The following is a 23,661-nucleotide window of genomic DNA, read 5'->3' as shown; positions in this document are numbered from 1 at the left end:
CGGCTCCTGCGCGCCTCCATAGGCATCGCAGCCGTGATGTCAGTGGTCGGGCGTAGGTTTCGAACATGACGCAGCGCACCTCCCTCGCCTTCCTGTCGGGCGTCGGCACCACCCTGGCCGCGGCCGGCGGGGCCTTCGCCCTGTACCGCCACTTCGCCGGTCAGCAACGCGCCGCCGCCCACGACCTGAACGAGAAACTCCCGGTCCACTCGGCCTGGTGGCGCTCGCGCTACGACAAGAAGGGCGCCCTGCTCTACGTCGCCCTCGGCGACTCGGCCGCTCAGGGCATCGGCGCCTCGAGCCCCGCCCGCAGCTACGTCGGTCGCCTGTCGGCAGGCATCCGCCGCGCCACCCACTCGTCACTGCGCATGGTCAACCTCAGCGTCAGCGGCTCGACCACCTGGCTCTGCCGCAAAGACCAGCTGCCGAAGCTCGCCGACTACGACCCCGACATCGTCACCGTCGCCATCGGCGCCAACGACATCATCGACTTCAAGGCCGAGTCGTTCGAGAAGAACATCCGCGCCATCTACAGCGCCCTGCCGAGCCACGCCATCGTCGCCGACCTGCCGACCATGTGGCTGCCCGACCGCGAGAAGAAGGTCGCCGAAGCCAACGCCATCGTCCACCGGGTCGCCGGCGAACTCGGCCTCACCGTCGCACCGCTCTACGAGACCACGCGCCGACAAGGGCTGCTCCGCACCTTCCGCAACTCCGCCGGCGACCTGTTCCACCCCAACGACCTCGGCTACCGCGTCTGGGCCTCCGCCTTCGAACCCGCCATCGCCGACCGCCTCGCGCAGATCGCCGCCGAGCGCGCCTGAGCCGGGCCTGCGCTGCGCGGCCTGGCCCAGCCCGGCCCAGCGCTGCGGCCCGACCCGGGCTGACTTGGCGCGGCCCAACGCGGCGGCCCGACCCGGCCTGACCCGGCGCGGCGGCCCGTCCCAGCCCGACCCAGCGCAGCGGGCCGTCCCGGCCCGGCCTGCCCCAGCGCTGGGGCCCGACCCGGCCTGACCCCGGCGCGGCTCCGGCCTGGAACCCCTGTGTGAGCAAAGCACCCCCGCGCGACGGGGTTCGATGCTCACGCGGGGGGTTCGTCGTCGGCTCTCCACAGCCCCACCGCGGAGGCACGGCGAGTGTCGGTGGCCACACCTAGGCTGTCCGCATGGCACGCCCCGCATCCCCACCCTTCCGCTGCACCGAGTGCGGGTGGACATCGCTCAAGTGGGTCGGCCGCTGCGGCGAATGCCAGCGCTGGGGCACCGTCGTCGACGTCACCACCACCCTCGCCAGCGCCCGCGGCACCGCTGCCATCAAGGTCGGCGCCGACCGCGCCGCCCGCCCCATCACCGAGATCGAAGCCACCAGCGTCGCCTCCTGGCCCAGCGGCATCGACGAATTCGACCGCGTGCTCGGCGGCGGCATCGTCCCCGGCGCCGCCATCCTCCTCAGCGGCGAACCCGGCGTCGGCAAATCGACGCTCCTGCTCGAGGTCGCCTCCCGCGCCGCAGCCACCGGCGCCCGCGTGCTCTACGTCACCGCCGAAGAGAGCGCCTCGCAGGTCCGACTCCGCGCCGAACGCACCAACGCCCTGCACCCCAACCTCTACCTCGCCGCCGAAGTCGACCTCGCCGTCATCCTCGGCCAGATCGAGCAGGTCGACCCGCAGCTCGTCATCGTCGACTCCGTGCAGACCGTCTCGTCGTCCACCCTCGACGGCATCGCCGGCGGCACCTCGCAGGTGCGCGAAGTCGCCTCGACCCTCATCCGCGTCAGCAAAGACCGCAACCTGCCCGTGCTGCTGGTGGGGCACGTGACGAAAGACGGCACGATCGCCGGCCCGCGCCTCCTCGAGCACCTCGTCGACGTCGTCTGCCAGTTCGAAGGCGACCGCCAGACGTCGCTCCGCTTCATCCGCGCCCACAAGAACCGGTTCGGCCCCACCGACGAGGTCGGCTGCTTCGAGATGACCGGCGACGGCATCGCCGAGGTCGCCGACCCCAGCGGGCTCTTCATGTCACGCACCGGCGCCCCCGTCAGCGGCACCTGCATCACCGTCGCCATGGAGGGCCGCCGCGCCCTACCCGTCGAGGTCCAGGCGCTCATCGTCGCCAGCTCGGCACCGCAACCACGCCGCGTCGTCAACGGCGTCGACTCGTCACGCGTCGCCATGCTGCTCGCCGTGCTCGAACGCCGCGCCGGCATCCGCCTCGGCGACGCCGACGTCTACGTCTCCACCGTCGGCGGCATCAAGCTCACCGAACCCGGCGCAGACCTCGCCATCGCCCTGGCGCTCGCGAGCGCCAGCCGCGACGTGTCGTTCCCGCACACCATGGCCGCCATCGGCGAGATCAGCCTCGCCGGCGAGATCCGACCCGCGTCATCCGCCACCCAACGCAGCTCCGAAGCCCGCCGCCTCGGCTTCACGCACCTCGTCGACTCCGACGCCACCCACCTCCGCGAGGCACTCCGCCGCGCCTTCAGCATCGGCAGCAGCCCGCGCGAACGCGAGCTCGACGCCGCATTCTGACGGCATGACCCCGCCGGGCCGATCGCCGCCTCGGGCGGCGACCCGCGCCTCCTGCGCTCCGCCCGGTGTGCAGCGGCGCCGACCAGGGACGTCGGGCAGCGACGCCGGGTAGCGACGCCGGCCAGCAAAATCGAGGCATCGACCCGCGCCTCCTTCGTTCCCTCGCACGCGAGGCGAGGCAGAGCCGGGTCGACTAGTGCAGAGCCTTCAGCAGGTCCTCCGGCGTGGCCGCCATCGTGTGCGGCCCCGCGATATCGAAGAACACCTGCTCGAGCACATCGAGGTGAACCTCGAGGAAGGCCCGCAGTGCCGACGCGTCGTACAGCATCACCTGACGGTTCGTGTCGTTCGGCACCATCGCCGCGTACGCGTCAGCCGACGAGAACAGCAGCAGGATCCGCTTGTCGGTGTTCTCACGCCCGAAGACGCGCACCTGCTCGGCCGCACCGAACGCCACACCATCGGCGTCAGCACCGTCAGCACCGTCGGCGCCGTCGGCGCCGTCAGCAACGTCAGCACCCTCGGCGCCGGCACCACCGGCACCACCGGTACCCCCGGCGGCACCGACCGACACATCGGCCACGAGCTTCGGCACCACGACCACGTCATGGCGCAGGGCGAACGCGACGGCGGCGACGTCCTGGCTGGCCAGGGCCAGCTCGAGCGCCTCGGAACGGGGGTCAGCAGCTTCGGTCATCGCTCAGTTCAAGATCATCGGGGCGGGGTCGGCAGACGTGATGTCACCGACGAAGACGGAGAGTCGATAGGTCGCGCCATCGGCCGGCACCGGGCTGCGCGACTCGCTGTCGCAGGTGTCGGGCGACGACCGCGTGCGGTCCCAGGCGATCGCCGGGGTCTCGAGCGTCTGCCCGGCCGTCAGCGTCACATCCTGATCGGTGCCGTTCACCTGGCAGTCCTTCGACGACCAGTACTGCTCCTCACCACTCGAGACGACCAGACGCTGCTGATTCGACCCTAGGTTGATGACGCAGTCGGCATCGCCCGTGTTCGTGATCGACATCGCCATCTGCGGCAGCTCGGTGGCCGCGTACGACTCCTTGTCGAGGATCGCCGCCAGAGCGATGTCCGTGGGCTCGCACGCCGTGCCGTCTGTCGCAGCCGTGGGGTCGACGCTGGGCTCGGGCGTCGCGTCGGCTGCCGGAGCCGTCTCGGCGGGTGCCGTGTCGGCGGCGTCGTCGGCCGAGCCGTCGGCGGCAGGGGCGCTCGACGTCGCCGCCGCACCCGGCTCGCTCGCACCCGACCCGGGTCGCACGACGATCAGCACGATGATGACGATCACCGCGATCAGCCCGAGGGCCACCACGGCACGTCGACGCCAGTACACCGAGGGCGGCTGCGGCCCGGTCGGATTCTTGAACGTCGACATGCGCACAAGCTAACCGCAGGTCAGCCCGCGAACCCGGCACCCCGGCGGCGTGTGGGCTGAGAATCGCCCCAGCAGCAGCCGAGGAGGCGCGGTGCCGGCCCCGAGGCAGCCGCACGAGCGCGCGACCCACCCGGTCAGTCGAGCGCGGGCAGCGCCTTCAGCATGCGCGAGTTGCCGAGCGTGTTCGGCTTGACCCGCGCCAGGTCGAGGAACTCCGCCACGCCCTCGTCGGTCGACCGCACCAGCTCGCCGTACACCTCGGGCGGCACGAGCCCCTCGTCGCCCACGTTGAGGTACCCGTGCTTCTCGAAGAAGTCGACCTCGAACGTCAGGCAGAACAGGCGCCCGATCTCGAGTCGGCGCGCGGCGCCTTCGAGGGCCTCGAGGAGGCGGTGGCCGACACCCCGACGGATCCATGCGGCATCGAGAGCGAGCGTCCGCACCTCGGCCAGATCGTCCCACATGACGTGCAGCGCTCCGCAGCCGATGGGGGTGCCGTCGGGCCCGACGGCGATCTGGAACTCCTGCACGTCGCCGTACAGCGTCACGAGGTCCTTGCCGAGCAGGATGCGCTTCTGCACGAAGGGCTCGCAGAGCCGCTGGATGTGCGGGACGTCGCTGACGACGGCATCGCGGACGGTGATGCCGAACTGGTCCGCTGTGGTCATCGGGCCAGCCTACTCAGGCCGACCCGCGCCTCCTCGGCTGCGGACACGCCGAAGGGCGGCCCGGCCGGAGCCGGACCGCCCTCGCGGTGAATCGGATGGACCCTCGATCAGCTCTCGATCTCGGGGGCGTCGCCCACCAGGACCTCGTCGCGACCGGGCTGGCGCGACGTCTCGAACGTGAACTCGCCGTCGACGAAGTCGATCGCGACGTGGTCGCCCGCGGTCAGGTCGCCCGTGAGGATGCGCTCGGAGAGACGGTCCTCCACCTCGTGCTGGATCGCACGACGCAGCGGACGAGCACCCAGCGACGGGTCGAAGCCGATCTTGATGAGCTGCTCCTTGGCGGGCAGCGTCAGGACGGTCGTCATGTCGCGGTCGAGCAGTCGCTCGGACAGGCGCTTCACGAACAGGTCGACGATCTGCAGCAGCTCGGGCTTGCTCAGCTGCGGGAACACGATGGTGTCGTCCACGCGGTTGAGGAACTCGGGCTTGAAGTGCTTCTTGAGCTCTTCGTTGACCTTGGCGCGCATCCGGTCGTAACCGGTCGCCGTGTCGCTGTCGCTCTGGAAGCCGACCGGGCCACCCGCGATGCCCTTCGACCCGAGGTTGGTCGTCATGATGATGACCGTGTTCTTGAAGTCGACGACGCGACCCTGACCGTCGGTCAGACGACCCTCTTCGAGCACCTGCAGCAGCGAGTTGAAGATGTCGGGGTGGGCCTTCTCGATCTCGTCGAAGAGCACCACGGAGAACGGCTTGCGGCGGACCTTCTCGGTCAGCTGCCCGCCCTCTTCGAAGCCGACGAACCCGGGAGGGGCGCCGAACAGACGCGAGACGGTGTGCTTCTCGCCGTACTCGGACATGTCGAGCGAGATGAGCGCGCCCTCGTCGTCGAACAGGAACTCGGCGAGCGCCTTGGCCAGCTCGGTCTTACCGACACCGGTCGGACCGGCGAAGATGAACGAGCCGGAGGGGCGGTTCGGGTCTTTCAGACCGGCCCGCGTGCGGCGGATGGTCTTCGAGAGCGCCGCGATGGCCTCTTCTTGCCCGATGACGCGCTGGTGCAGCGCCTTCTCCATGAAGACGAGACGCGAGGTCTCCTCTTCGGTGAGCTTGAAGACGGGGATGCCGGTCGCCTGGGCCAGCACCTCGGCGATGATGCCCTCGTCGACGGTTCCGCCGGCTCCGGCTTCGCCCGAACGCCACTGCTTCTCGAGTCGGAGACGCTCGCCGAGCAGCTTCTTCTCCTCATCGCGCAGCGAGGCGGCCTTCTCGAAGTCCTGGTCTTCGATCGCGCCCTCCTTCTGACCGCGGACGCCGGCGATGCGCTCGTCGAACTCGCGCAGCTCGGGCGGCGCCGACAGGATCGACAGACGCAGACGCGCGCCGGCCTCGTCGATCAGGTCGATGGCCTTGTCGGGCAGGAACCGGTCGCTGACGTAGCGGTCGGCGAGGTTCGCCGCCGACACGATGGCGCCGTCGGTGATCGAGACCTTGTGGAACGCCTCGTACTTGTCGCGGAGGCCCTTGAGGATGTTGATCGTGTGGGGCAGCGAGGGCTCGTGCACCTGGACCGACTGGAAGCGGCGCTCGAGAGCGGCGTCCTTCTCGAAGTGCTTGCGGTACTCGTCGAGCGTGGTCGCACCGATCGTCTGCAGCTCGCCGCGGGCGAGCAGCGGCTTCAGGATCGACGCGGCGTCGATGGCGCCCTCGGCGGCACCCGCACCCACCAGGGTGTGGATCTCGTCGATGAAGACGATGATGTCGCCGCGGGTGCGGATCTCCTTGGTGACCTTCTTCAGGCGCTCCTCGAAGTCACCGCGGTAGCGGCTGCCGGCGATGAGCGAGCCGAGGTCGAGCGAGTAGAGCTGCTTGTCTTTCAGCGTCTCGGGGACCTCGCCCTTGACGATCGCCTGGGCCAGGCCCTCGACGACGGCCGTCTTGCCGACACCGGGCTCGCCGATCAGCACGGGGTTGTTCTTCGAGCGGCGGGAGAGGATCTGCATGACCCGCTCCATCTCCTTCTCGCGCCCGATGACCGGGTCGAGCTTGTTGTCGCGCGCCGCCTGCGTCAGGTTGCGACCGAACTGGTCGAGCACCTGACTGCCGCCCTGCGCGCCCTGGGTCGCTTCGCCGCCCACGGCCACCGCCTCCTTGCCCTGGTAGCCGGAGAGGAGCTGGATGACCTGCTGACGGACCCTGTTGAGGTCGGCGCCGAGCTTGACGAGCACCTGGGCGGCGACGCCCTCACCCTCGCGGATGAGGCCGAGCAGGATGTGCTCGGTGCCGATGTAGTTGTGGCCGAGCTGCAGCGCTTCGCGCAGGCTCAGCTCGAGGACCTTCTTCGCCCGGGGCGTGAAGGGGATGTGACCGGTCGGCTGCTGCTGGCCCTGACCGATGATGTCCTGGACCTGCTCGCGCACGGCGTCGAGCGAGATGCCCAGAGACTCGAGGGCCTTGGCGGCTACGCCTTCGCCCTCGTGGATGAGACCGAGCAGGATGTGCTCGGTACCGATGTAGTTGTGGTTGAGCATCTTCGCCTCTTCTTGGGCGAGGACGACGACGCGACGGGCACGGTCGGTGAATCTCTCGAACATCTTCTTTGCTCCCTAGGTGACGGGGTGGAGTTGTCGCCACCGATACGCAGTCGGTGCCCGCAGGGGGTGGCACCGGTTTACACAGAGAGTAACCACGGGACACCGCTTAATCAGCCCCTGTTCGCTGGGGGCATAGAGCGGCCTCGCGACGGGCCGCGGGAGGCCTCCGGGGTCGGGCTGCGGCAGGCCCGCGACGGGCCGCGGCAGGGCCGCGGTAGGCCTCCGGGGTCGGGCTGACAGGGCCGACAGGGCCGACGACTAGCCTCGGCCCCATGGGCACCTTCACCGTCGGGCTCGTCCCGCACCCCACCAAGTCGGTCGTCGACAGCGTCGCGATCCTCCGCGACTGGACGACGCGATCCGACGCGCACCTGCTAGCGATGACCGCCGACGCGACCCGGGTCGGCGACGGCGTCGAGCTCGTCGACGAGGCCGCCTTCCGCGAGCGCGTGTCGGTCGTGGTGGCGCTCGGCGGCGACGGGACGATGCTCGGCGCGATGCGCCTCGTGGCCGAACGGCCGGTGCCCGTGCTGGGCGTGAACTACGGCAACGTGGGGTTCCTGGTCGAGGTCGAGCCGCGCGACCTGCCCGAGGCCCTCGATCGGATCGGCGAGAAGCAGTTCTCGCTGGAGGCGCACCACGCCCTCGAGGTGACCCACACCTCGTCCGGCTTCGAGAACACGTACCTGGCCTTCAACGACGTCTCGGTGGCTCGGCGCCCCGGCGAGGGCGTCGTCAGCGCCGACCTCGTGCTCGACGACACCCCCTACGGCTTCTACAAGGCCGACGCGATCGTCGCCTCGACGCCGGCCGGCTCGACCGCCTACAACTACGCCGCCGGAGGGCCGATCCTGTCGCCGGCCGTGGCGGCCGTCGTGGTCACCCCGGTCGCCCCCATGTCGGGCATCGACCGCTCGGTGGTGCTGGGCCCCCGCGAGCTGCTGCGGTTCGAGATCGGCGACGGCACGCACTCGGCCGCGCTCGAGATCGACGGACGCGTCATGGCCGACGTGAGCGCCGGGTGCGTGGTCGCGCTCCGACTGCGCCGCGACGCGGGCCAGGTCATCCGACTCGACGCCGACCGGCACGGACGCAAGGGGCGCCTCAAGCTGAGCCTGCTCGACCTGCCGCTGCGCGAGGACCAGCTGCTCGAGCTCGTGCCGAGCGACGTGCGGGCGCGGTTCCGCGAGCGCGTCGAGCGGGGCGAGCGCGCGTAGCAGCCGCCCTCGCTCGCGTCGCGTCGCCTCGCCTCGCCTCGCCTCGCGTGGCGTCGCGTCGCCTCGCGTGGATGATCGACTGGTCAGAAGATGCTCTTCATGGGCTTGAGAAGAGCATCTTCCGACCACTCGACGAGGCCCGAGGGGGTGCGAGAGTCGATGGGGCGCCGGGGTTCACGAGAGACAGCGCTCGACCCGGGCCACGAACTCGAGGGCGCGACGTCCGTACAGGTCGTCACTCGTGCACCGGACCGTGCGCCAACCCGCGTCCGCGAACCGCTCGCGACGGAGGATGTCGCTCCGGAACCGACGACGATCCCGTCGGTGCTCGTCGCCCTCGTACTCCACGGCGACCTTGCACCAGCGGAAGCGGAGGTCGGGCTTGCCGAGGTAGCGCCCCCGAGCGTCGTACGTGCGTCGATTGATCTCGGGCTCGGGCAGGCCGGCTCGAGTCAGCAGCAGACGCATGTCGGTCTCCCGCGGAGACTCGACCCCTGACCGCACCGACGCCATCGCCTCGCGCACCCTCGCGATGCTCCGGACTGCGCCCGCCTCCGAGATCGCGTCGGCGAGCTCACCGAGTGGTCGCCCCCGTGCGACCCCGTGAGGGGACCACGAGCCGGCCAGGGCGTCACCGACGCGGATGAGCTCGTCGAGGGTGAGAAGTGCACCCGAGCGGACCCACGCCGTCAGAGGATCCTCCACCGGCAGCCCCTCCAGCACGACGATTCCCGAGACACGGTGCGAACCCGGCGGCCACGGCTCTACCAACGGTGCCGATACCGGCGCAGCGGATATGGATGCGAGCGAGGGCACGGAGCCGAGGGCGACCGCGGGTGACGGCGTCGGCGCGGACGCTGAGGGTGACGCGGGCTCGGGCTTGGGCGCAGACGCGGACGCTAGCTCGGGCGCGTCAGCGGGCGGCCCGGATGGCGAGATGCGGTGCCCCACGACACCGGAGCGACGCGGGCCTCGACCGACGGGGGTGCTGACGTGCAGCGGCTCGGCCCCGATGTCGACGCGTGAGGGGACGGGCAGCCCCCACAACGCCAGGGCGGTGACGTGCGAGAAGCGCCAGCCGTCGACCATCACCGGCCGCAGAGTCTCTGCTCGACCCCGCACAGTGCCGGGGACGGACGTCGAGGACGTCCCGCCAGCACGCGCAGTCGCGAGTGCCTCGCCGCCGGACGCGACGCGCACTCCCCGATGCGGAGCCGCCAGGTCGGCACCCCTGAGTCGTCCGGCCCCCACCCCCGAGGTGCTCCCCTCGGCCACGGAGAAGGGTCGATCGGTGAGCGGATGGGGTAGCGGGATGCGGGGCATGCGACGACCCTCGCCTCGAGAGGTCGACCCGCGCCTCCTCGGCTCGTCCGACTGTGGACGGACTCGCCGACGTCACAGCCGGGGAGGACGCGCCGACTCCCCCTGTGGACGATCGAGTGGTCAGAAAACGCTCTTCACACGCTCGGGAAGAGCATCTTCTGACCACTCGATCGAGAGAAAGCACGAGCACGAGCGCGCACGGCGGAGGGCCGCCGCCCGAGCTGACTCGGGGCGGCGGCCCTACGGTGAAGCAGACGCGCGAGCGCCCGACAGGCCTACTGCAGGTACAGCTGGAGGTCCTGGCTGACGGCCTTCGCGAACATGCGCAGGCGGGCGCGGCTCTCGACGCGCGAGACGGCCTGGCGCGACGAGTGGACGCGCTTCGAGATCTCGTCGAGGGTCATCGGCTGGTCGTCGTCGAGGCCGAAGCGCATGCGGATCACGCGCGCCTCGTCGTCGGGCAGCGTCGCCACGAGGGCGTGCATGTCGCGGTTCAGCAGCGAGTTCTCGGTCGCCGCGGTCGGCGAGGGGGTCTCTTCGTCTTCGATGAAGTCGCCCAGCTCGCTGTCCTCCGCGTCGCCGACGACGGTGTGGATCGACACCGGCTCGTGCGAACGCGACTTCAGCTCGACGAGGTCGGCGACCTCCATCGCGACCTCGGCGGCGACCTCGTCGACGGTGGGCGCACGACCCAGGTCGACGGTCAGGTCGCGCTCGGCCCGCGAGATGCGGTTGATGCGCTCGACCGTGTGCACCGGGATGCGGATCGCGCGGGCCTTGTCGGCGAGCCCGCGGGCGATGGCCTGGCGGATCCACCACGTGGCGTAGGTCGAGAACTTGTAGCCCTGCGTGTAGTCGAACTTCTCGACGGCGCGCACCAGGCCGAGGTTGCCCTCCTGGATGACGTCCATGAAGGGCAGCCCGCGCTGCGTGTAGCGCTTCGCGATGCTGACGACGAGGCGCAGGTTGGCGGTGATCATGCGGTCCTTCGCACGCTCGCCGTCGTGCTGCAGCCACTTGAGGTCGCGCATCATCTGCGCGTGGGCCTTGGTGCGGTCCTTCTTGACCGCGTCGGCGGCCTGGAGGTCCTTGATCTTCTCGGCGGCGAACAGGCCGACCTCGATGCGGCGGGCGATCTCGGTCTCCTCGGCCGCGTCGAGGAGGGGCATGCGGCCGATGTGGCGGAGGTAGTCGCCGACCTGGTCGGTGGAGGCCCCACGGACCTGCGAGAGGACCTCGACTTCGGTGTCGTCGGTCGTCTCGGTGCTGCTGCTGCGCGTGGTGACGGTGGTGGTCGTCATCGTTCTCTCCCTGCTTCGAGTGCTGACTGCGTTGCTGTCGAATAAGTTCGTGAAGCTCTTCGGCGTAGTAAAAGTCTCTCGCTCGACCGAATCCCGGCAAAAGCCGGAGGGGACCTTCACAAGCTTTCTCGGAGGGCGCACACAGGGTTTCGAGTCATTCGGGGTACGAGAACACGTCGTCTTTGACGGCGCACCCTCCGCGGGTGTAGACGCCTCGACTCCCCGCGACGGGGTACAGCCCCAGGGGTCGGGGCACAGCGATGCCCGTGATCATGGGCATCTCGCGGTGCGAGCGGCACGTCGAGGGGGACGCCGTCCACCGATGCACACATCAAGCACGGCTGCTCTATCTTTTTCAGCCCACCGGGCACCCTCCGTTCGGTTCACGGCTAGGGGGACAACTCCGCTCGTGTCCGCGCGGCGCCCGAGACAGCACGAACGCCCGCCGACGTGGTCGGACGGGCGTTCGGGGAGAAGCCGGGGAGAGGAGCCGAGGAGGCGCTACGACGTGGCCGCTCGGCGATCGCCGTCGAGGCGGTCACCCCCACGGCGGTCGGCGGCGATGCGCTCGGCCTCGAAGTCGGCTGCGGCGACCTTGGCGCGCTCTTCGGCCTCGATCTTGGAGTACGCGGAGCGTTCCGTCCGGTCGGCGCGGATCAGCGAGCGCACGACGAACCAGAAGATGAGGCCGACGACGATGGTCGGCGTCAACGAGAAGACGAACGCTCCGAGATAGGTTTCAGGCACTCGTCAAGGGTACGTCTCGGGATGTCACTTCACCAGCGGGAACAGGATCGTCTCGCGGATCCCCAGGCCCGTGATCGCCATCAGCAGGCGGTCGATGCCCATGCCCATCCCGCCGCTCGGCGGCATGCCGTGCTCGAGGGCCGTCAGGAAGTCCTCGTCGAGGCGCATGGCCTCGACGTCGCCGCGGGCGCCCAGGGCCGCCTGCTCGACGAAGCGCTCGCGCTGCACGACCGGGTCGACGAGCTCGGAGTACGCCGTGGCGAGCTCGAACCCGCGGACGTAGAGATCCCACTTCTCGACCACGCCCGGCTTCGAGCGGTGGCTGCGCACGAGGGGGCTCGTGTCGACCGGGAAGTCCATGACGAAGGTCGGGCGGTCGAGCGACGGCTTGACGAAGTGCTCCCAGAGCTCTTCGACGAGCTTGCCGTGCGTCTCGTGCGGCACGACGAGGTCGACGGTGGCGGCGAGCGCCTGCAGGTCGGCGACCGGGGTGGCGGGGGTGACCTCGACGCCGGCGGCCTCGCTGAGCGACTCGTACATGGGCACGCGGGCCCACTCGCCGCCGAGGTCGTACTCGGCGCCGTCGGCGAGGGTGACGAGGTGCGTGCCGGCGACGGCGAAGGCGGCGTTCTGCACCATCTCTTGAGTCAGTCGCGCCATCTGCTCGTAGTCGCCGTAGGCCTGGTACGCCTCGACCATGGCGAACTCGGGCGAGTGCGTCGAGTCGGCGCCCTCGTTGCGGAAGTTGCGGTTGATCTCGAAGACGCGGTCGATGCCGCCGACCACCGCCCGCTTGAGGAACAGCTCGGGAGCGATGCGGAGGAACAGCTCGGTGTCGAACGCGTTGCTGTGGGTCTGGAAGGGTCGGGCCGCGGCGCCGCCGTGCATGGTCTGCAGCATGGGCGTCTCGACCTCGAGGTACCCGTGCGAGTCGAACGTGCGACGGAGCGACGCGACGGCGGCGGCGCGGGCCCGCACGGTGGCGCGGGCCTGGTCGCGCACGATCAGGTCGAGGTAGCGCTGACGCACGCGGGTCTCTTCGCTGAGCTCGCCGTGCAGGTTGGGCAGCGGCAGGATCGCCTTCGACGCGATGGTCCAGTCGGTGACCATGATCGACAGCTCGCCCCGGCGCGACGAGATGACCTCGCCGGTGACGAAGACGTGGTCGCCCAGGTCGACGAGCTCCTTCCAGTCGGCGAGCGACTGCTCGCCCACCTCGGCGAGCGACACCATCGCCTGGATGCGCGACCCGTCGCCCGCCTGCAGTGCGGCGAAGCAGAGCTTGCCCGTGTTGCGGGCGTGCACGATGCGACCGGCGAGCCCCACGACGTCGCCCGACCGGCTGTCGGTCTCGAGCTCGGCGTGACGGGCGCGGACGGCGGCGATCGTGTCGGAGACGGGCACCCCGACCGGGTAGGCCTCACGACCCGAGTCGAGCAGACGCTGCCGCTTGGCGAGGCGCACCTGCTTCTGCTCGGACGCCTCGCGCGCCTCCTCGCTGACCGCCTGGCCGTCGGCGGCGGCGCCTGCCGCGCCGTCGAGCGCGGGGGTGGAGGTGGGGTCGGGCGAGACGGTCATGTGTCAGCTGCTCCAGCGAAGGGGGAAGAGGATGTGGGAGGCGCGGTGCCGTCAGGCGCGCGGGTCGCCGAACGCGGACGGCCCGTCGTCGAACGAGGCCACGTCGATGGTACCGGGGCCGACCGACCCCTCGGCGATGCCGAGAGCGCGGTCCATCGCCGACCGGACCAGCGGGGCGATGACGCGCCCCGGCTCGGGCATGCCCAGCTCGGCCAGCAGACCGACCGACTGGGTGACGATCGCGGCCGAGAACTCGGTCGCCGTCGCGACGGCCTCGGCGTACCGGGGGCGGTCGGCGTCGGCCACGAGCACGGGCTCGGCGCCCATCTCGACGACGAGCGCCTGCCCGATCGGCTGCACCGGCACGGGCGCCGTGACCGCGCAGTACGCGCCGCGGAGCCGCACGAGGTCGATGGTGGTGCCGGTGAACGTGAGCGCGGGGTGGATCGCGAGCGGGATGACACCGGCGGCGAGCGCGGGTCTCAGCACCTCGAGTCCGTGCACGGCCGAGGTGTGCACGACGAGCTGCCCCGGCTGCCAGCCGCCCGTCTCGGCGAGCCCCGCGACGAGGTCGGCGAGCTGGTCGTCGGGCACGGCGAGCAGCACGAGCTCGCTGCGTTCGACGACCTCCTGCACGGTCAGCACGGGCACACCGGGCAGGATCGCCTCGGCGCGGTCGCGGGCCCGCTCGGAGACCGCCGAGATGCCGACCACCGCGTGTCCGGCGGCGGCGAGGGCGGCCCCGAGGATGGGGCCGACGTGCCCCGCTCCGATCACGCCGACGCCGAGCCGGCCGCTGCGCTGGGCGCTCACGGGCGCTCCCCCGCGCCGTCCGTGACGGGCCCGGCGGCGGCCTCATCGGGAGTCCCCGCAGGAGCCGCGGCGTCCGTCCGCGCAGGAGCCGCCCCCTCCGCGGACTCCCCGCTCACCGCCGCCGACAGCCACCGGTGCGTCCGGTCGGCGCGCGCCGCGCCCACGGCGTCGCGCCCCGCGGCGTGGAAGAACTCGAGCGCGTCGTTCTCGTCGAGCGCCCCGATCTGGGCTGTGATCGGCCCCTGGACGGTGTGCACGGTCACCTCGGCGAGTCGCAGCCGGCGCAGCAGCGGCCCCTGCCGCAGGGCGACGCTCTGCATGCGCGGCAGCGGCACGACGACGAGTCGCCGCCAGACGGCCCCGGTGCGCAGCAGCACCGCGCCGGGCGCCGAGCGGAACCCGTTGCGTCGCCACGAGAACCAGCGCAGCACGGCCGCACGACGCGGCGAGACGGTGAAGCCGCCGTCGTCGCCCTTCGCGGTCAGACCCTGCTCGATGATCGACACGGTGCGGGCGGCGTGCTCGCCCGCGTTCTCGCGGAACCCGCGCGCAGCGCCCACCGGATCGGAGGCGATCTGGTCGGCGGCGACCCGATCCGTCGAGGCGACCAGCGCCTCCTCGGTGAAGGGCTCCGTCGGGGCGACCAGCGCCTCCTCGGTGTCGGCGTCCGCGGCGGCCACTCCGACGAGCTCGGGCAGCACGAACTCGAGCACCCGACGCACGTCGGCCATGTCGCCCACCGGCAGGATGCTGGTGTTGTTCTGACCGTCGGCGCCGTTCGCACTCGACCGCGAGGCGCGGTTGATCGAGATCTCCCACCAGCCGAAGGGTCGCCAGAGCAGCGGCTGACTGACCTTGACCGAGTGGATGCGCCCGGGCGGCAGCGTCTCGTTCGTGGTCGAGAAGAGGCCGTAGCCGATGCGGATGCCGTCGCGGGTCGACGCGATGCTGAAGCGCAGCGACTTCGAGATGCGGTTGACGAAGAACCCGCCCGAGCCGAGCAGAGCGGGCAGCATCGCGAACAGCAGGAAGTACTCGCCGGTCACAGCGACGCTGATCGCCACCGCGATCGCCGCCGCGACGATGAACAGCGTGTAGCCGCTCAGCAGCACCGAGCCGATCAGGCGACCCGGCTCGATGCGGACGACCGAGTCGGGGTCGGCCTCGCGCGGGTCGAGCTCGGGCGCGAGGAACTCGTGCGCGCGCTGCTCGACGACGCCGCCGAGCCCGGTGCGGTGGGCGACCGGCGGGGTGCCGGGGGCTCCGTCGAGAACGGGCGCCGCGCCTCCTCGGTTCGCGGGGTCGTCGCCGGCGAGCGCGGACGTCGTCTCGGGTCGGCGGGCTCCGGAGGCGCGGCGCAGGATCTCGCGCCGGAGGTCGTCGGCAGCGGCCCCCCTCAGGTACGCGAGCACGACGTTGGCGTCGTCGCCCGCCTGGTTGACCTCGAGCCGGGCGGCCCCGAAGACGCGCGCCAGCAGCGGGCGCTGGATGTTGATGCCCTGGATCCGGTCGAGCCGCGCCCGACGGTTCGTGCGGAAGACGACGCCGCTGCGGACCTCGACGATCTCTTCGGTGACACGGAACGTGTTCATCCGCCACGAGAGGTAGAACAGACCGACGAGCGCCGCGATCACCACGACGATGCCGAGCAGCACGAAGCCGATCCAGCCCTGGTCGACCACGTAGCCGAACGGGTCGCCCTCGTCGGAGCCGCCGCGGCGACCGCCGGGCAGGAAGAGCTCGATGGCCCAGTCGCGCGCGTTGTTGACGACGATGCCCAGCAGCACGACGAGCGCGATGCCGCCCTTGAGCACCGGGGTGGCGGGGTGCAGGCGGTGCCACTCGCCGTCGGTCAGCGCGGCGACCGCGGGCGGCGGGGTGGGTGCGCCGGGCGGCGAGGCGGGGGCGCCGTCGCTCACAGGCCGGCCCGTCGCGACTCGGCGAGACTCACGAGCCGGTCGCGCAGCGCCTCGGCGTCGTCGGCGGGCACCCCGGGGATGGTCACGCCCGACGAGGCCGCGGCCGTGACGAACTTCAGGTCGCTGAGACCGAGCGCCCGCACCACGGGGCCGCGGTTGATGTCGATCAGCTGCATGCGGCCGTAGGGCACCGCGACGAAGCGGACGAACATGACGCCCTTGCGCAGCAGCAGGTCGTCGTCGCGCAGCTGGTAGCGGATCGACCGGACGCGCCGGGGCGTGAAAGCGGCCACCAGCGCGAAGATCACGACCACCGCGGCGGTGACGGCGTAGGCCCACCACTGCTCGAGGAGCCACAGGGGCAGGGTGGCGGCCGCCGCGATCAGGCCGGTGACGACCCAGCCGATCAGCTCGGGCCAGACGTACTTGGGCGAGACGCCGGTCCAGGAGCCGGACACGGCGCCGTCGCGGCGCTGACCGTCGCGGTGCTGACCGTCGATGTCCGGGCCGTCACCGTGAGCGCCGTCGCGGCGGGCGATGTCGTCGTAGGCGCTGTCGAGTCGATCCATGGCGGAGGTTCCTCCGGTCGGCGGTGGCGAGACGGAACACGGCCCTCAGGCCGCTTGCGCCCCCGGCCCGCCGTCGTCGTCGCCCGGTGGCACCGTGCACATGCGCTCGGCGACGATCCCCGCCACGAGGAGGGCGAGACCCCCCACCACGGCGACGATCGTGGGCACGAGCGAGCCTACCGCGACGGTCACGCCGCGCGTCAGCATGAAGACGAGCACCCCCGCGGCGGCCCCGCCGAACAGCGCCCCCGAGAGACTGCTCGCTTTGGCCAGCAGCAGCACCCTCGTCGCGTAGTACGGGTCGATGCGGTCGGTGCTGGTGCCCCGGGCGACGCGGCGCACGGGCACGGCCATGCTGACGACGATGCCGCCGATGGCGAGCAGCACGAGGCCGAGCGGCACCGGGGGCACGAGGGCGGCCATGCCGTTCGCGACCAGGGCGGCGTCGACGACGAATCCCGCGACGAGGGCCGCGAGGCCGAGTGCGATCAGGGTGCCGGGGCGGGTGTGCTTCACGCGGTGACTCCCTGGTCGTGCCGGTCGTCCGCCGACGGGATGGCCGAGGAGGCGCGGCGCCGGTCGAGCAGCCGCGTCGCCCCGGTCACGGGTCGGGTCCGGTCGGGGAGCCGCGCGATCAGGGCGGCGACCGGTCCGTGGCCGCCGAGCCGCGCCTCCTCGTCGATCTCGAACCAGGGCTCGAGCACGAAGGCGCGCTCGGACGCTCGCGGGTGCGGCAGGGTGAGGCGCTCGGTGTCGAGCTCGAGATCGCCGAAGGCGATGATGTCGAGGTCGAGCGTGCGATCGCCCCAGCGCACCTCGCGGGTGCGGCCGTGCTTCGACTCGATGCCGTGCAGCGCGTCGAGCAGCGCCAGGGGGTCGAGGTCGGTGTCGACGAGCGCGACAGCGTTGAGGTACTCGGGCCGCGTCTCGTCGGGGCCGTCGAGCGTCAGCGCCACGGACGACACGGGGGTCGAGGCCGCGACGACGGTGATGCCCGGGGTCGCGTCGAGGGCCCGCACGGCGTCGCCGAGCAGTTCATCGCGGGCGCCGAGGTTCGAGCCGAGCGCGATGACGGCGCGGGTGACGGGTTTGCCGGACGCACGGGTGGCGGATGTGCCCGCCGCGCGGGTGGTGGGCGTGTGCGGCTCGGCGCTCACGCGCGCTCCCGCACGATGGTGATCGAGACGTCCGAGAACGGCACGGTGATGGGCGCGCTCGGCTTGTGCACGGTGATCTCGGTGCGCACGGCGGCGGGGAACGCGAGCACCACGCCGGCCAGACGCTCGGCCAGGGTCTCGATCAGGTCGACCGGGTCGCTCTCGACGGCGGCGACGAGCTGCTCGGCGAGCACGCCGTAGTGCACGGTCGCCTCGAGGTCGTCGCCGGTGGCCGCCGCCCGGGTGTCGAGGTGCACGACGGCGTCGACGACGAACTCCTGACCGTCGCGGCGCTCGTGGTCGAAGACCCCGTGGTTCCCCGTGGCGCGCACGCCGCTCAAGCGGAGCACGTCGAGGCCGACGGCGGCCGTCGCGGCGGGGGCAGCCGCGGCGGGGGCAGCCGCGGCGGGGGCAGCCGCGGCGGGGCTCGTCTCGGCGGCGGTCATGCGTGCCGCGCCGATCGGGTCGACTTCGCGGCGCCCGCCGAGCGGCCCCCCTGCTGCCAGGCCTGCCAGACGTCGAGCGCCGCCCGGGTCGCGGCGACGTCGTGCACGCGCACCGCCCAGACGCCCTCGAGGGCGGCCAGCACGCTGACGACCGCCGTGGCCTGGTCGCGGGCCTCGATCGGAGCGCCCTCGGGCAGCAGCTCGCCGAGGAACCTCTTGCGCGAGGCCCCGACCATCAGCGGCAGCCCGAGACGGCCGAGCCCCCGCAGACCGGCGAGCACCTGCCAGTTCTGCGCGGCGTCCTTCGAGAAGCCGAGACCGGGGTCGAGCACGAGACGGGAGGGGTCGATCCCCTGGGCGACGAGGTCGGCGACGCGCTGCTGCAGTTCGTCGTGCACGTCGGTCACGACGTCGCGGTAGTCGGGCCGGTCGGAGCCGTCGAGCGGCCCGCGCCAGTGCATGGCCACGAAGGTGCTGCCGGTGTCGGCGACGGCCTGCGCCATGAAGCGGTCGGCGAGACCGCCCGAGACGTCGTTGACGATGTCGGCTCCGGCCTCGACGGCCGCGTAGGCCGTGGCGGCGTTCATGGTGTCGATGCTCACCCGGACGCCTTCGGACGCCAGCTGCCGGATGACGGGCAGCACGCGCCGCTGCTCGTCGATCGGGGCGACCCGGGCGCTGCCGGGTCTCGTCGATTCGCCGCCGACGTCGATCACGTCGGCCCCGGCCTCGACGAGCGCTCTCGCGTGCCGCAGGGCGTCGTCGACCTCGACGTAGCGACCGCCGTCGCTGAACGAGTCGGGCGTGACGTTCACGATGCCGACCACGAGCGGTCCGCCGCGTGGCGGGCGGGGTGCCGGCGCGGCAGCGGCAGTGGCAGTGGCAGCGGCAGCCGGCGCAGCCGACGTCGCGGCAGCCGTCTCAGCCGGCGTCGCGGCCGGCTGCACGATGTCCATCACGAGGGTCGCGGCGTCCGGCTCGACGCCGGGCGAGCTGCTCGCCGGGGGTCGCCGCAGCTCGTCGGCACCGCGGACGGGCGGCACCACGGGACTCGGCGCGGCGTGCGAGCCGACCCGGGTGCGGGTCGCGGCCTCGTCGCGGTCGTCGAGCGGCCCGTCGAAGCGTCCGCCGGCGATGAGGCGGCGTCCGGAGGCGCGGGTCGGCAGGTCGGGTTCGCTCGCCGTGGTCGGGCCGCCGGGGGTGCGGGCCTCGGCGGACGGGCTCGCGGTCGCGGAGCCGGCGGTCGCGGAGCCGGGTGTCGCCGTGGTCGGGCCGCCGGGGGTGCGGGTCGCGGGCGTCTGCGTGACCGGGGGCAGCTGGGCCGGGGGTCGGACCGCGGCCCGCTCACCGAGCGAGAGGACGAGGCGACGTTCGCTGCCGGCAGCCGGCGCGCTGGCCGGCGGTGCGTCGAGCACGACCGGGTCGGGGTAGCGCGCCCTCCCCCGCGGACGCTTCCAGACACGACCGGCCGACGTCTCGTCGGATGCCCGGTGTGCTCCACTCGGTGAGTCGGTCACGGGGAGGCGCCTCCGATCGGGGCCAGGGGTCGAACAGGGTCGGGCTCCAGGGTAGCGACCGCACCGGCGGCGTCGAGCCGGTGCGGTCGCTCCGCTCGACGGTTACGCCGTGGCGATGCCGGGCGTCGTGCGCGGCGGGCGCTGGCGGCTCGACGAGCTGTCGGCCTCGGGCTCGGAGCCGACGCCGCCGTCGACCGCGGCCGCGTCGACCGGCGCCTTGGTGGGCATCGGGATCGCGGGTCGGTCGGAGACGGGCCGCTTGTCGCTCGAGAGCCACTGCGGGCGCTCGGGCAGCTTACGGACGTCCTTGAAGATCTCGGCGAGCTCGTCGTGGTCGAGGGTCTCCTTCTCGAGCAGCACGGCGGCCAGCTCGTCGAGCACGTCGCGGTTGTCGTTGATGACCTGCCACGCCTCGTCGTGCGCCTGCTCGAGCAGCACGCGGACCTCGGCGTCGACCGTCTCGGCGATGTTCTCCGAGTAGTCGCGCTGACCCATGTCGCGGCCCATGAACTGCTCGCCCGAGCCCTGGCCGAGCTTGACCGACCCGACCTTGTTGCTCATGCCGTACTCGGTGACCATCTTGCGGGCCGTGCCGGTCGCCTTCTCGATGTCGTTCGACGCACCGGTGGTCGGGTCGTGGAACACGATCTCTTCGGCGACGCGACCGCCCATGGCGTAGGTGAGCTGGTCGAGCAGCTCGTTGCGGGTGACCGAGTACTTGTCTTCGAGGGGCAGCACCATCGTGTAGCCGAGGGCACGACCACGCGGCAGGATCGTCACCTTCGTGACCGGGTCGGTGTGACGCATCGCGGCGGCGGCGAGGGCGTGACCGCCCTCGTGGTACGCGGTGATGAGCTTCTCGTGGTCGTTCATGATGCGGCTGCGGCGCTGCGGACCGGCCATCACGCGGTCGACGGCCTCGTCGAGGGCGCGGTTGTCGATCAGCTGCGCGTTGGAGCGCGCCGTCAGCAGTGCGGCCTCGTTCAGAACGTTGGCCAGGTCGGCACCCGTGAAGCCGGGCGTCTTGCGGGCCAGCACCTCGAGGTTGACCGACGCGGCGAGGGGCTTGCCCTTGCCGTGCACCTCGAGGATCTGCTTGCGGCCGTCGAGACCGGGGGCGTCGACGCCGATCTGGCGGTCGAAGCGTCCGGGACGCAGCAGGGCGGGGTCGAGCACGTCGGGCCGGTTCGTGGCCGCGATGAGGATGACGTTGGTCTTGACGTCGAAGCCGTCCATCTCGACGAGCAGCTGGTTGAGCGTCTGCTCGCGCTCGTCGTTGCCGCCGCCGACGCCGGCGCCGCGGTGACGACCGACGGCGTCGATCTCGTCGACGAAGATGATGGCGGGCGAGTTCTGCTTGGCCTGCTCGAACAGGTCGCGGACGCGGCTGGCGCCGACTCCGACGAACATCTCGACGAAGTCCGAGCCGGAGATCGAGAAGAACGGCACCCCGGCCTCGCCGGCGACGGCGCGGGCGAGCAGGGTCTTACCGGTGCCGGGAGGGCCGTAGAGCAGCACGCCCTTCGGGATGCGCGCCCCGACGGCCTGGAACTTCGCGGGCTCCTTCAGGAACTCCTTGATCTCCTCCAGCTCCTCGATGGCCTCGTCGGCGCCGGCGACGTCGGTGAACATGACCTGCGGGGTCTCTTTCGAGTTCAGCTTCGCCTTCGACTTGCCGAACTGCATGACCTTGCTGCCGCCTCCCTGCATGGACGACAGGAGGAACCAGAAGATCACGCCGATGATCAGGAAGGGCAGCAGGATGCCGAGCAGCGACACGAGCCAGTTGCTCTGCGTGACGGTGTCGTCGAAGTTCTCGAGGTCGGCGTCGGTGATGGCCGTGACGACCTCTTCACCACGCGGCGTCGCGTAGTAGAACTGCTCCTGCTTGTCGCCGTCTTTCAAGACGAGGTCGACGCGCTGCTCGTTGCTGAAGATCGTGGCCGACTTGACGTCGCCGGCGCTGATCGAGGCGAGGCCCTTCTGGGTCGACACCTGCGTCGTGCTCCCGGAGCTGATGACGCTCCACCCGATGCCGATGCCGATCACGGCGATCACGATGTAGATGATCGGGCCGCGGAAGAGTTTCTTGAAGTCCATGTCAGTACGGGCGGAGCCCGACGCCTTTCTGCAGGGAGAAGATGAGCAGAAGGTTACATCGAGCGCCCTATGCGCCTCATGGGTGTTCGCCGTGGGCCTAATGCGCGCCCCGGCCCCTGCCCGCCGGCCCGACCCGCGCCTCCCGCGGGGGCCTAGCTGTAGACGTGCGGCGCGAGGACGCCGACACCGCGCAGGTTGCGGTACCGCTCGTCGAAGTCGAGGCCGTAGCCGACCACGAAGTCGTTGGGGATCTCGAACCCGACGTACTTGACGTCGACGTCGATCTTCGCCGCCTCGGGCTTGCGCAGCAGGGCGAAGATCTCGACCGACGCCGCGCCGCGGGTGCGCAGGTTCTCGAGCAGCCACGACAGGGTCAGCCCGGAGTCGATGATGTCCTCGACGATGATGACGTCGCGACCGAGCAGATCGGTGTCCAGGTCTTTCAGGATGCGCACGACACCCGACGACTTCGTGCCCGAGCCGTACGACGAGACGGCCATCCAGTCCATCGCGGCGCTCATCTTGAGCTCGCGCGAGAAGTCGGCCATCACCATGACGGCGCCCTTCAGCACCCCGACCAGCAGCGGGTCGCGCCCGGCGTAGTCGGCCTCGACCCGGCGGGCGATCTCGGCGATCTTCGCGTGGATCTGCTCTTCCGTGTAGAGGACGGAGGTGAGGTCGCTCTCGATGTCGCTGAGTTCCATGGCGGGCTGTCGCTCCAGAGGTGAGGTGTGAGGGGGTGGTGGCGGAGATCTCAGGAGGCGCCGGTCGCGGCGAAGTGCAGCGCGCCTCCGGTGCGTATCACTGTAATGCCCGGCAACGACACGGGGCCCTGCCCGTGCCAGTCGGTCACGAGCCGGGCGACCTCGAGGGTCTGCGCGCGACTGAGCGTGACGGCGAACTCGCTCGCGACGGCCAGTCGGATGAGCCGCTGCCGCAGCGCCGCGGGGTTCGCCGCCAGCGACCGGACGTCGAGCGAGATGCCGGCCTCGGCGTGGTCCGCCACCTCTTCGGCCTGCTCGAGCGCGAAGTGGTCGAGCGCGTCGTTGTCCTCTCGCAGCTGGGCGGCCGTGCGGACGAGCGCCTCGGCGACCCCGGGGCCCAGCTCGCGCTCGAGCACCGGCAGCACGGACCGCCGCACCCGCACGCGGGCGTAGGCGGGGTCGTCGTTGTGCGGGTCGTCCCACGGATCGAGCCCGAGATCGGCGCAGGAGGCGCGGGTCGTCTCCCGACGCACCCCCAGCAGCGGTCGTCGCCACCGCCCCGTGACGGGCTCCATGCCCTGCAGACTCACCGGGCCGCTCCCCCGCGCCAGCCCGAGCAGCACGGTCTCGGCCTGATCGTCGAGCGTGTGGCCGAGCAGCACGGCGACCGCACCGGTCTCGGTGGCGACCCGGTCGAGCGACCGGTAACGCGCCTCCCTGGCCGCCGCCTCGGGCCCGCCGTCGGTGCCGACCTCGACCCGGCGGATCTCGACGGGGGCGAGCCCGAGCGCGATCGCAGCCGAGGATGCGCGGGTGGCGACCTCGGCGGAGCCCGCCTGCAGCGCATGGTCGACGACGACGGCCCCGGCGCGGAGACCGGCCCGGGGAGCCTCGAAGGCGGTCGCGGCGGCGAGCGCGAGCGAGTCGGCTCCGCCGCTGAGAGCGACGAGCACGAGGGAGTCGGCGGGCAGCCCCTCGAGCGAGGCGCGGACGGCCCGGCGGACGTCGGCCATGGCCGGGGTCAGGCGCGGACGGGTCGGACGGTGCTCGGCGGGCATCTTGTAACGTTAGCGAAGCCGTCGACCGGC

Annotated in this window: 21 protein-coding genes; 3 read left to right on the top strand and 18 right to left on the bottom strand. The window is 71.6% G+C overall.

Annotated elements, in window-relative coordinates; genetic code table 11:
• The first annotated feature begins 65 nt into the window (after positions 1-65).
• Positions 66-824: an SGNH/GDSL hydrolase family protein gene (locus tag SOM11_RS07855; protein WP_320477698.1), complete on the top strand. Its 759-nt coding sequence runs from the start codon at positions 66-68 to the stop codon at positions 822-824.
• A gap of 341 nt (positions 825-1,165) precedes the next feature.
• The gene (gene radA, locus SOM11_RS07850; RefSeq protein ID WP_243214870.1) at positions 1,166-2,530 is read left to right on the top strand and encodes a DNA repair protein RadA; all 1,365 of its coding nucleotides are present in this window, start codon (positions 1,166-1,168) and stop codon (positions 2,528-2,530) included.
• 193 nt (positions 2,531-2,723) lie between these two features.
• Here the strand turns inward: radA and SOM11_RS07845 are convergent, their stop codons facing one another.
• The 4 genes from SOM11_RS07845 to SOM11_RS07830 all read right to left on the bottom strand — a co-directional run bounded on the left by SOM11_RS07845 (position 2,724) and on the right by SOM11_RS07830 (position 7,182).
• The gene (locus tag SOM11_RS07845) at positions 2,724-3,227 is read right to left on the bottom strand and encodes a dehydrogenase (protein ID WP_320477697.1); all 504 of its coding nucleotides are present in this window, start codon (positions 3,225-3,227) and stop codon (positions 2,724-2,726) included.
• Between the two features lie 3 nt (positions 3,228-3,230).
• Complete coding sequence (locus tag SOM11_RS07840; RefSeq protein WP_320477696.1) at positions 3,231-3,917, bottom strand: hypothetical protein; 687 nt, start codon at positions 3,915-3,917, stop codon at positions 3,231-3,233.
• 134 nt (positions 3,918-4,051) lie between these two features.
• On the bottom strand, positions 4,052-4,585 hold the full coding sequence (locus SOM11_RS07835) for an amino-acid N-acetyltransferase (RefSeq protein ID WP_243214859.1): 534 nt from the start codon (positions 4,583-4,585) through the stop codon (positions 4,052-4,054).
• 107 nt (positions 4,586-4,692) lie between these two features.
• On the bottom strand, positions 4,693-7,182 hold the full coding sequence (locus tag SOM11_RS07830) for an ATP-dependent Clp protease ATP-binding subunit (protein ID WP_192061742.1): 2,490 nt from the start codon (positions 7,180-7,182) through the stop codon (positions 4,693-4,695).
• Between the two features lie 272 nt (positions 7,183-7,454).
• Between SOM11_RS07830 and SOM11_RS07825 the strand changes: the two genes are divergently transcribed.
• A complete protein-coding gene (locus tag SOM11_RS07825) occupies positions 7,455-8,399 on the top strand; it encodes an NAD(+)/NADH kinase (protein WP_320477695.1) in 945 nt (314 codons plus the stop codon).
• A gap of 174 nt (positions 8,400-8,573) precedes the next feature.
• Here SOM11_RS07825 and SOM11_RS07820 read toward each other — a convergent pair whose 3' ends face one another.
• The 14 genes from SOM11_RS07820 to tilS all read right to left on the bottom strand — a co-directional run bounded on the left by SOM11_RS07820 (position 8,574) and on the right by tilS (position 23,631).
• Positions 8,574-9,104, bottom strand: a complete 531-nt coding sequence (locus SOM11_RS07820) for a hypothetical protein (RefSeq protein ID WP_320477694.1) — start codon at positions 9,102-9,104, stop codon at positions 8,574-8,576.
• 893 nt (positions 9,105-9,997) lie between these two features.
• A complete protein-coding gene (locus tag SOM11_RS07815; protein ID WP_192061739.1) occupies positions 9,998-11,023 on the bottom strand; it encodes a sigma-70 family RNA polymerase sigma factor in 1,026 nt (341 codons plus the stop codon).
• A 501-nt stretch (positions 11,024-11,524) separates the two neighbouring features.
• The gene (locus tag SOM11_RS07810; RefSeq protein ID WP_192061782.1) at positions 11,525-11,770 is read right to left on the bottom strand and encodes a hypothetical protein; all 246 of its coding nucleotides are present in this window, start codon (positions 11,768-11,770) and stop codon (positions 11,525-11,527) included.
• A 24-nt stretch (positions 11,771-11,794) separates the two neighbouring features.
• Entirely contained in the window at positions 11,795-13,348 is a 1,554-nt protein-coding gene (gene lysS, locus SOM11_RS07805; protein WP_320477693.1) for a lysine--tRNA ligase, read from the bottom strand.
• A 51-nt stretch (positions 13,349-13,399) separates the two neighbouring features.
• On the bottom strand, positions 13,400-14,161 hold the full coding sequence (locus SOM11_RS07800) for a Rossmann-like and DUF2520 domain-containing protein (protein WP_320477692.1): 762 nt from the start codon (positions 14,159-14,161) through the stop codon (positions 13,400-13,402).
• The gene (locus tag SOM11_RS07795) at positions 14,158-16,080 is read right to left on the bottom strand and encodes a PH domain-containing protein (protein ID WP_320477691.1); all 1,923 of its coding nucleotides are present in this window, start codon (positions 16,078-16,080) and stop codon (positions 14,158-14,160) included. The genes SOM11_RS07800 and SOM11_RS07795 overlap by 4 nt, the downstream gene beginning before the upstream one ends.
• Entirely contained in the window at positions 16,077-16,649 is a 573-nt protein-coding gene (locus SOM11_RS07790; RefSeq protein ID WP_320477690.1) for a PH domain-containing protein, read from the bottom strand. The genes SOM11_RS07795 and SOM11_RS07790 overlap by 4 nt, the downstream gene beginning before the upstream one ends.
• Positions 16,650-16,694: 45 nt before the next feature.
• Positions 16,695-17,165, bottom strand: coding sequence for a DUF3180 family protein (locus SOM11_RS07785; protein ID WP_192061734.1), 471 nt, complete (start codon positions 17,163-17,165; stop codon positions 16,695-16,697).
• Complete coding sequence (gene folK / locus SOM11_RS07780) at positions 17,162-17,806, bottom strand: 2-amino-4-hydroxy-6-hydroxymethyldihydropteridine diphosphokinase (protein WP_320477689.1); 645 nt, start codon at positions 17,804-17,806, stop codon at positions 17,162-17,164. Before folK ends, SOM11_RS07785 begins: the two co-directional genes overlap by 4 nt.
• A complete protein-coding gene (gene folB, locus SOM11_RS07775; RefSeq protein ID WP_320477688.1) occupies positions 17,803-18,252 on the bottom strand; it encodes a dihydroneopterin aldolase in 450 nt (149 codons plus the stop codon). The genes folK and folB overlap by 4 nt, the downstream gene beginning before the upstream one ends.
• On the bottom strand, positions 18,249-19,769 hold the full coding sequence (folP, locus tag SOM11_RS07770; protein ID WP_320477687.1) for a dihydropteroate synthase: 1,521 nt from the start codon (positions 19,767-19,769) through the stop codon (positions 18,249-18,251). The genes folB and folP overlap by 4 nt, the downstream gene beginning before the upstream one ends.
• 102 nt (positions 19,770-19,871) lie before the next feature.
• Positions 19,872-21,869: an ATP-dependent zinc metalloprotease FtsH gene (ftsH, locus tag SOM11_RS07765; protein ID WP_243215841.1), complete on the bottom strand. Its 1,998-nt coding sequence runs from the start codon at positions 21,867-21,869 to the stop codon at positions 19,872-19,874.
• 152 nt (positions 21,870-22,021) lie between these two features.
• Positions 22,022-22,573: a hypoxanthine phosphoribosyltransferase gene (gene hpt / locus SOM11_RS07760; RefSeq protein ID WP_320477686.1), complete on the bottom strand. Its 552-nt coding sequence runs from the start codon at positions 22,571-22,573 to the stop codon at positions 22,022-22,024.
• A 50-nt stretch (positions 22,574-22,623) separates the two neighbouring features.
• A complete protein-coding gene (gene tilS / locus SOM11_RS07755) occupies positions 22,624-23,631 on the bottom strand; it encodes a tRNA lysidine(34) synthetase TilS (RefSeq protein ID WP_320477685.1) in 1,008 nt (335 codons plus the stop codon).
• Positions 23,632-23,661: the final 30 nt, after the last annotated feature.

This window comes from Frigoribacterium sp. CFBP9029 (assembly GCF_034045305.1).
Classification (GTDB): Bacteria; Actinomycetota; Actinomycetes; order Actinomycetales; family Microbacteriaceae; genus Frigoribacterium.
This window is presented reverse-complemented; position numbering and strand designations above follow the sequence as displayed.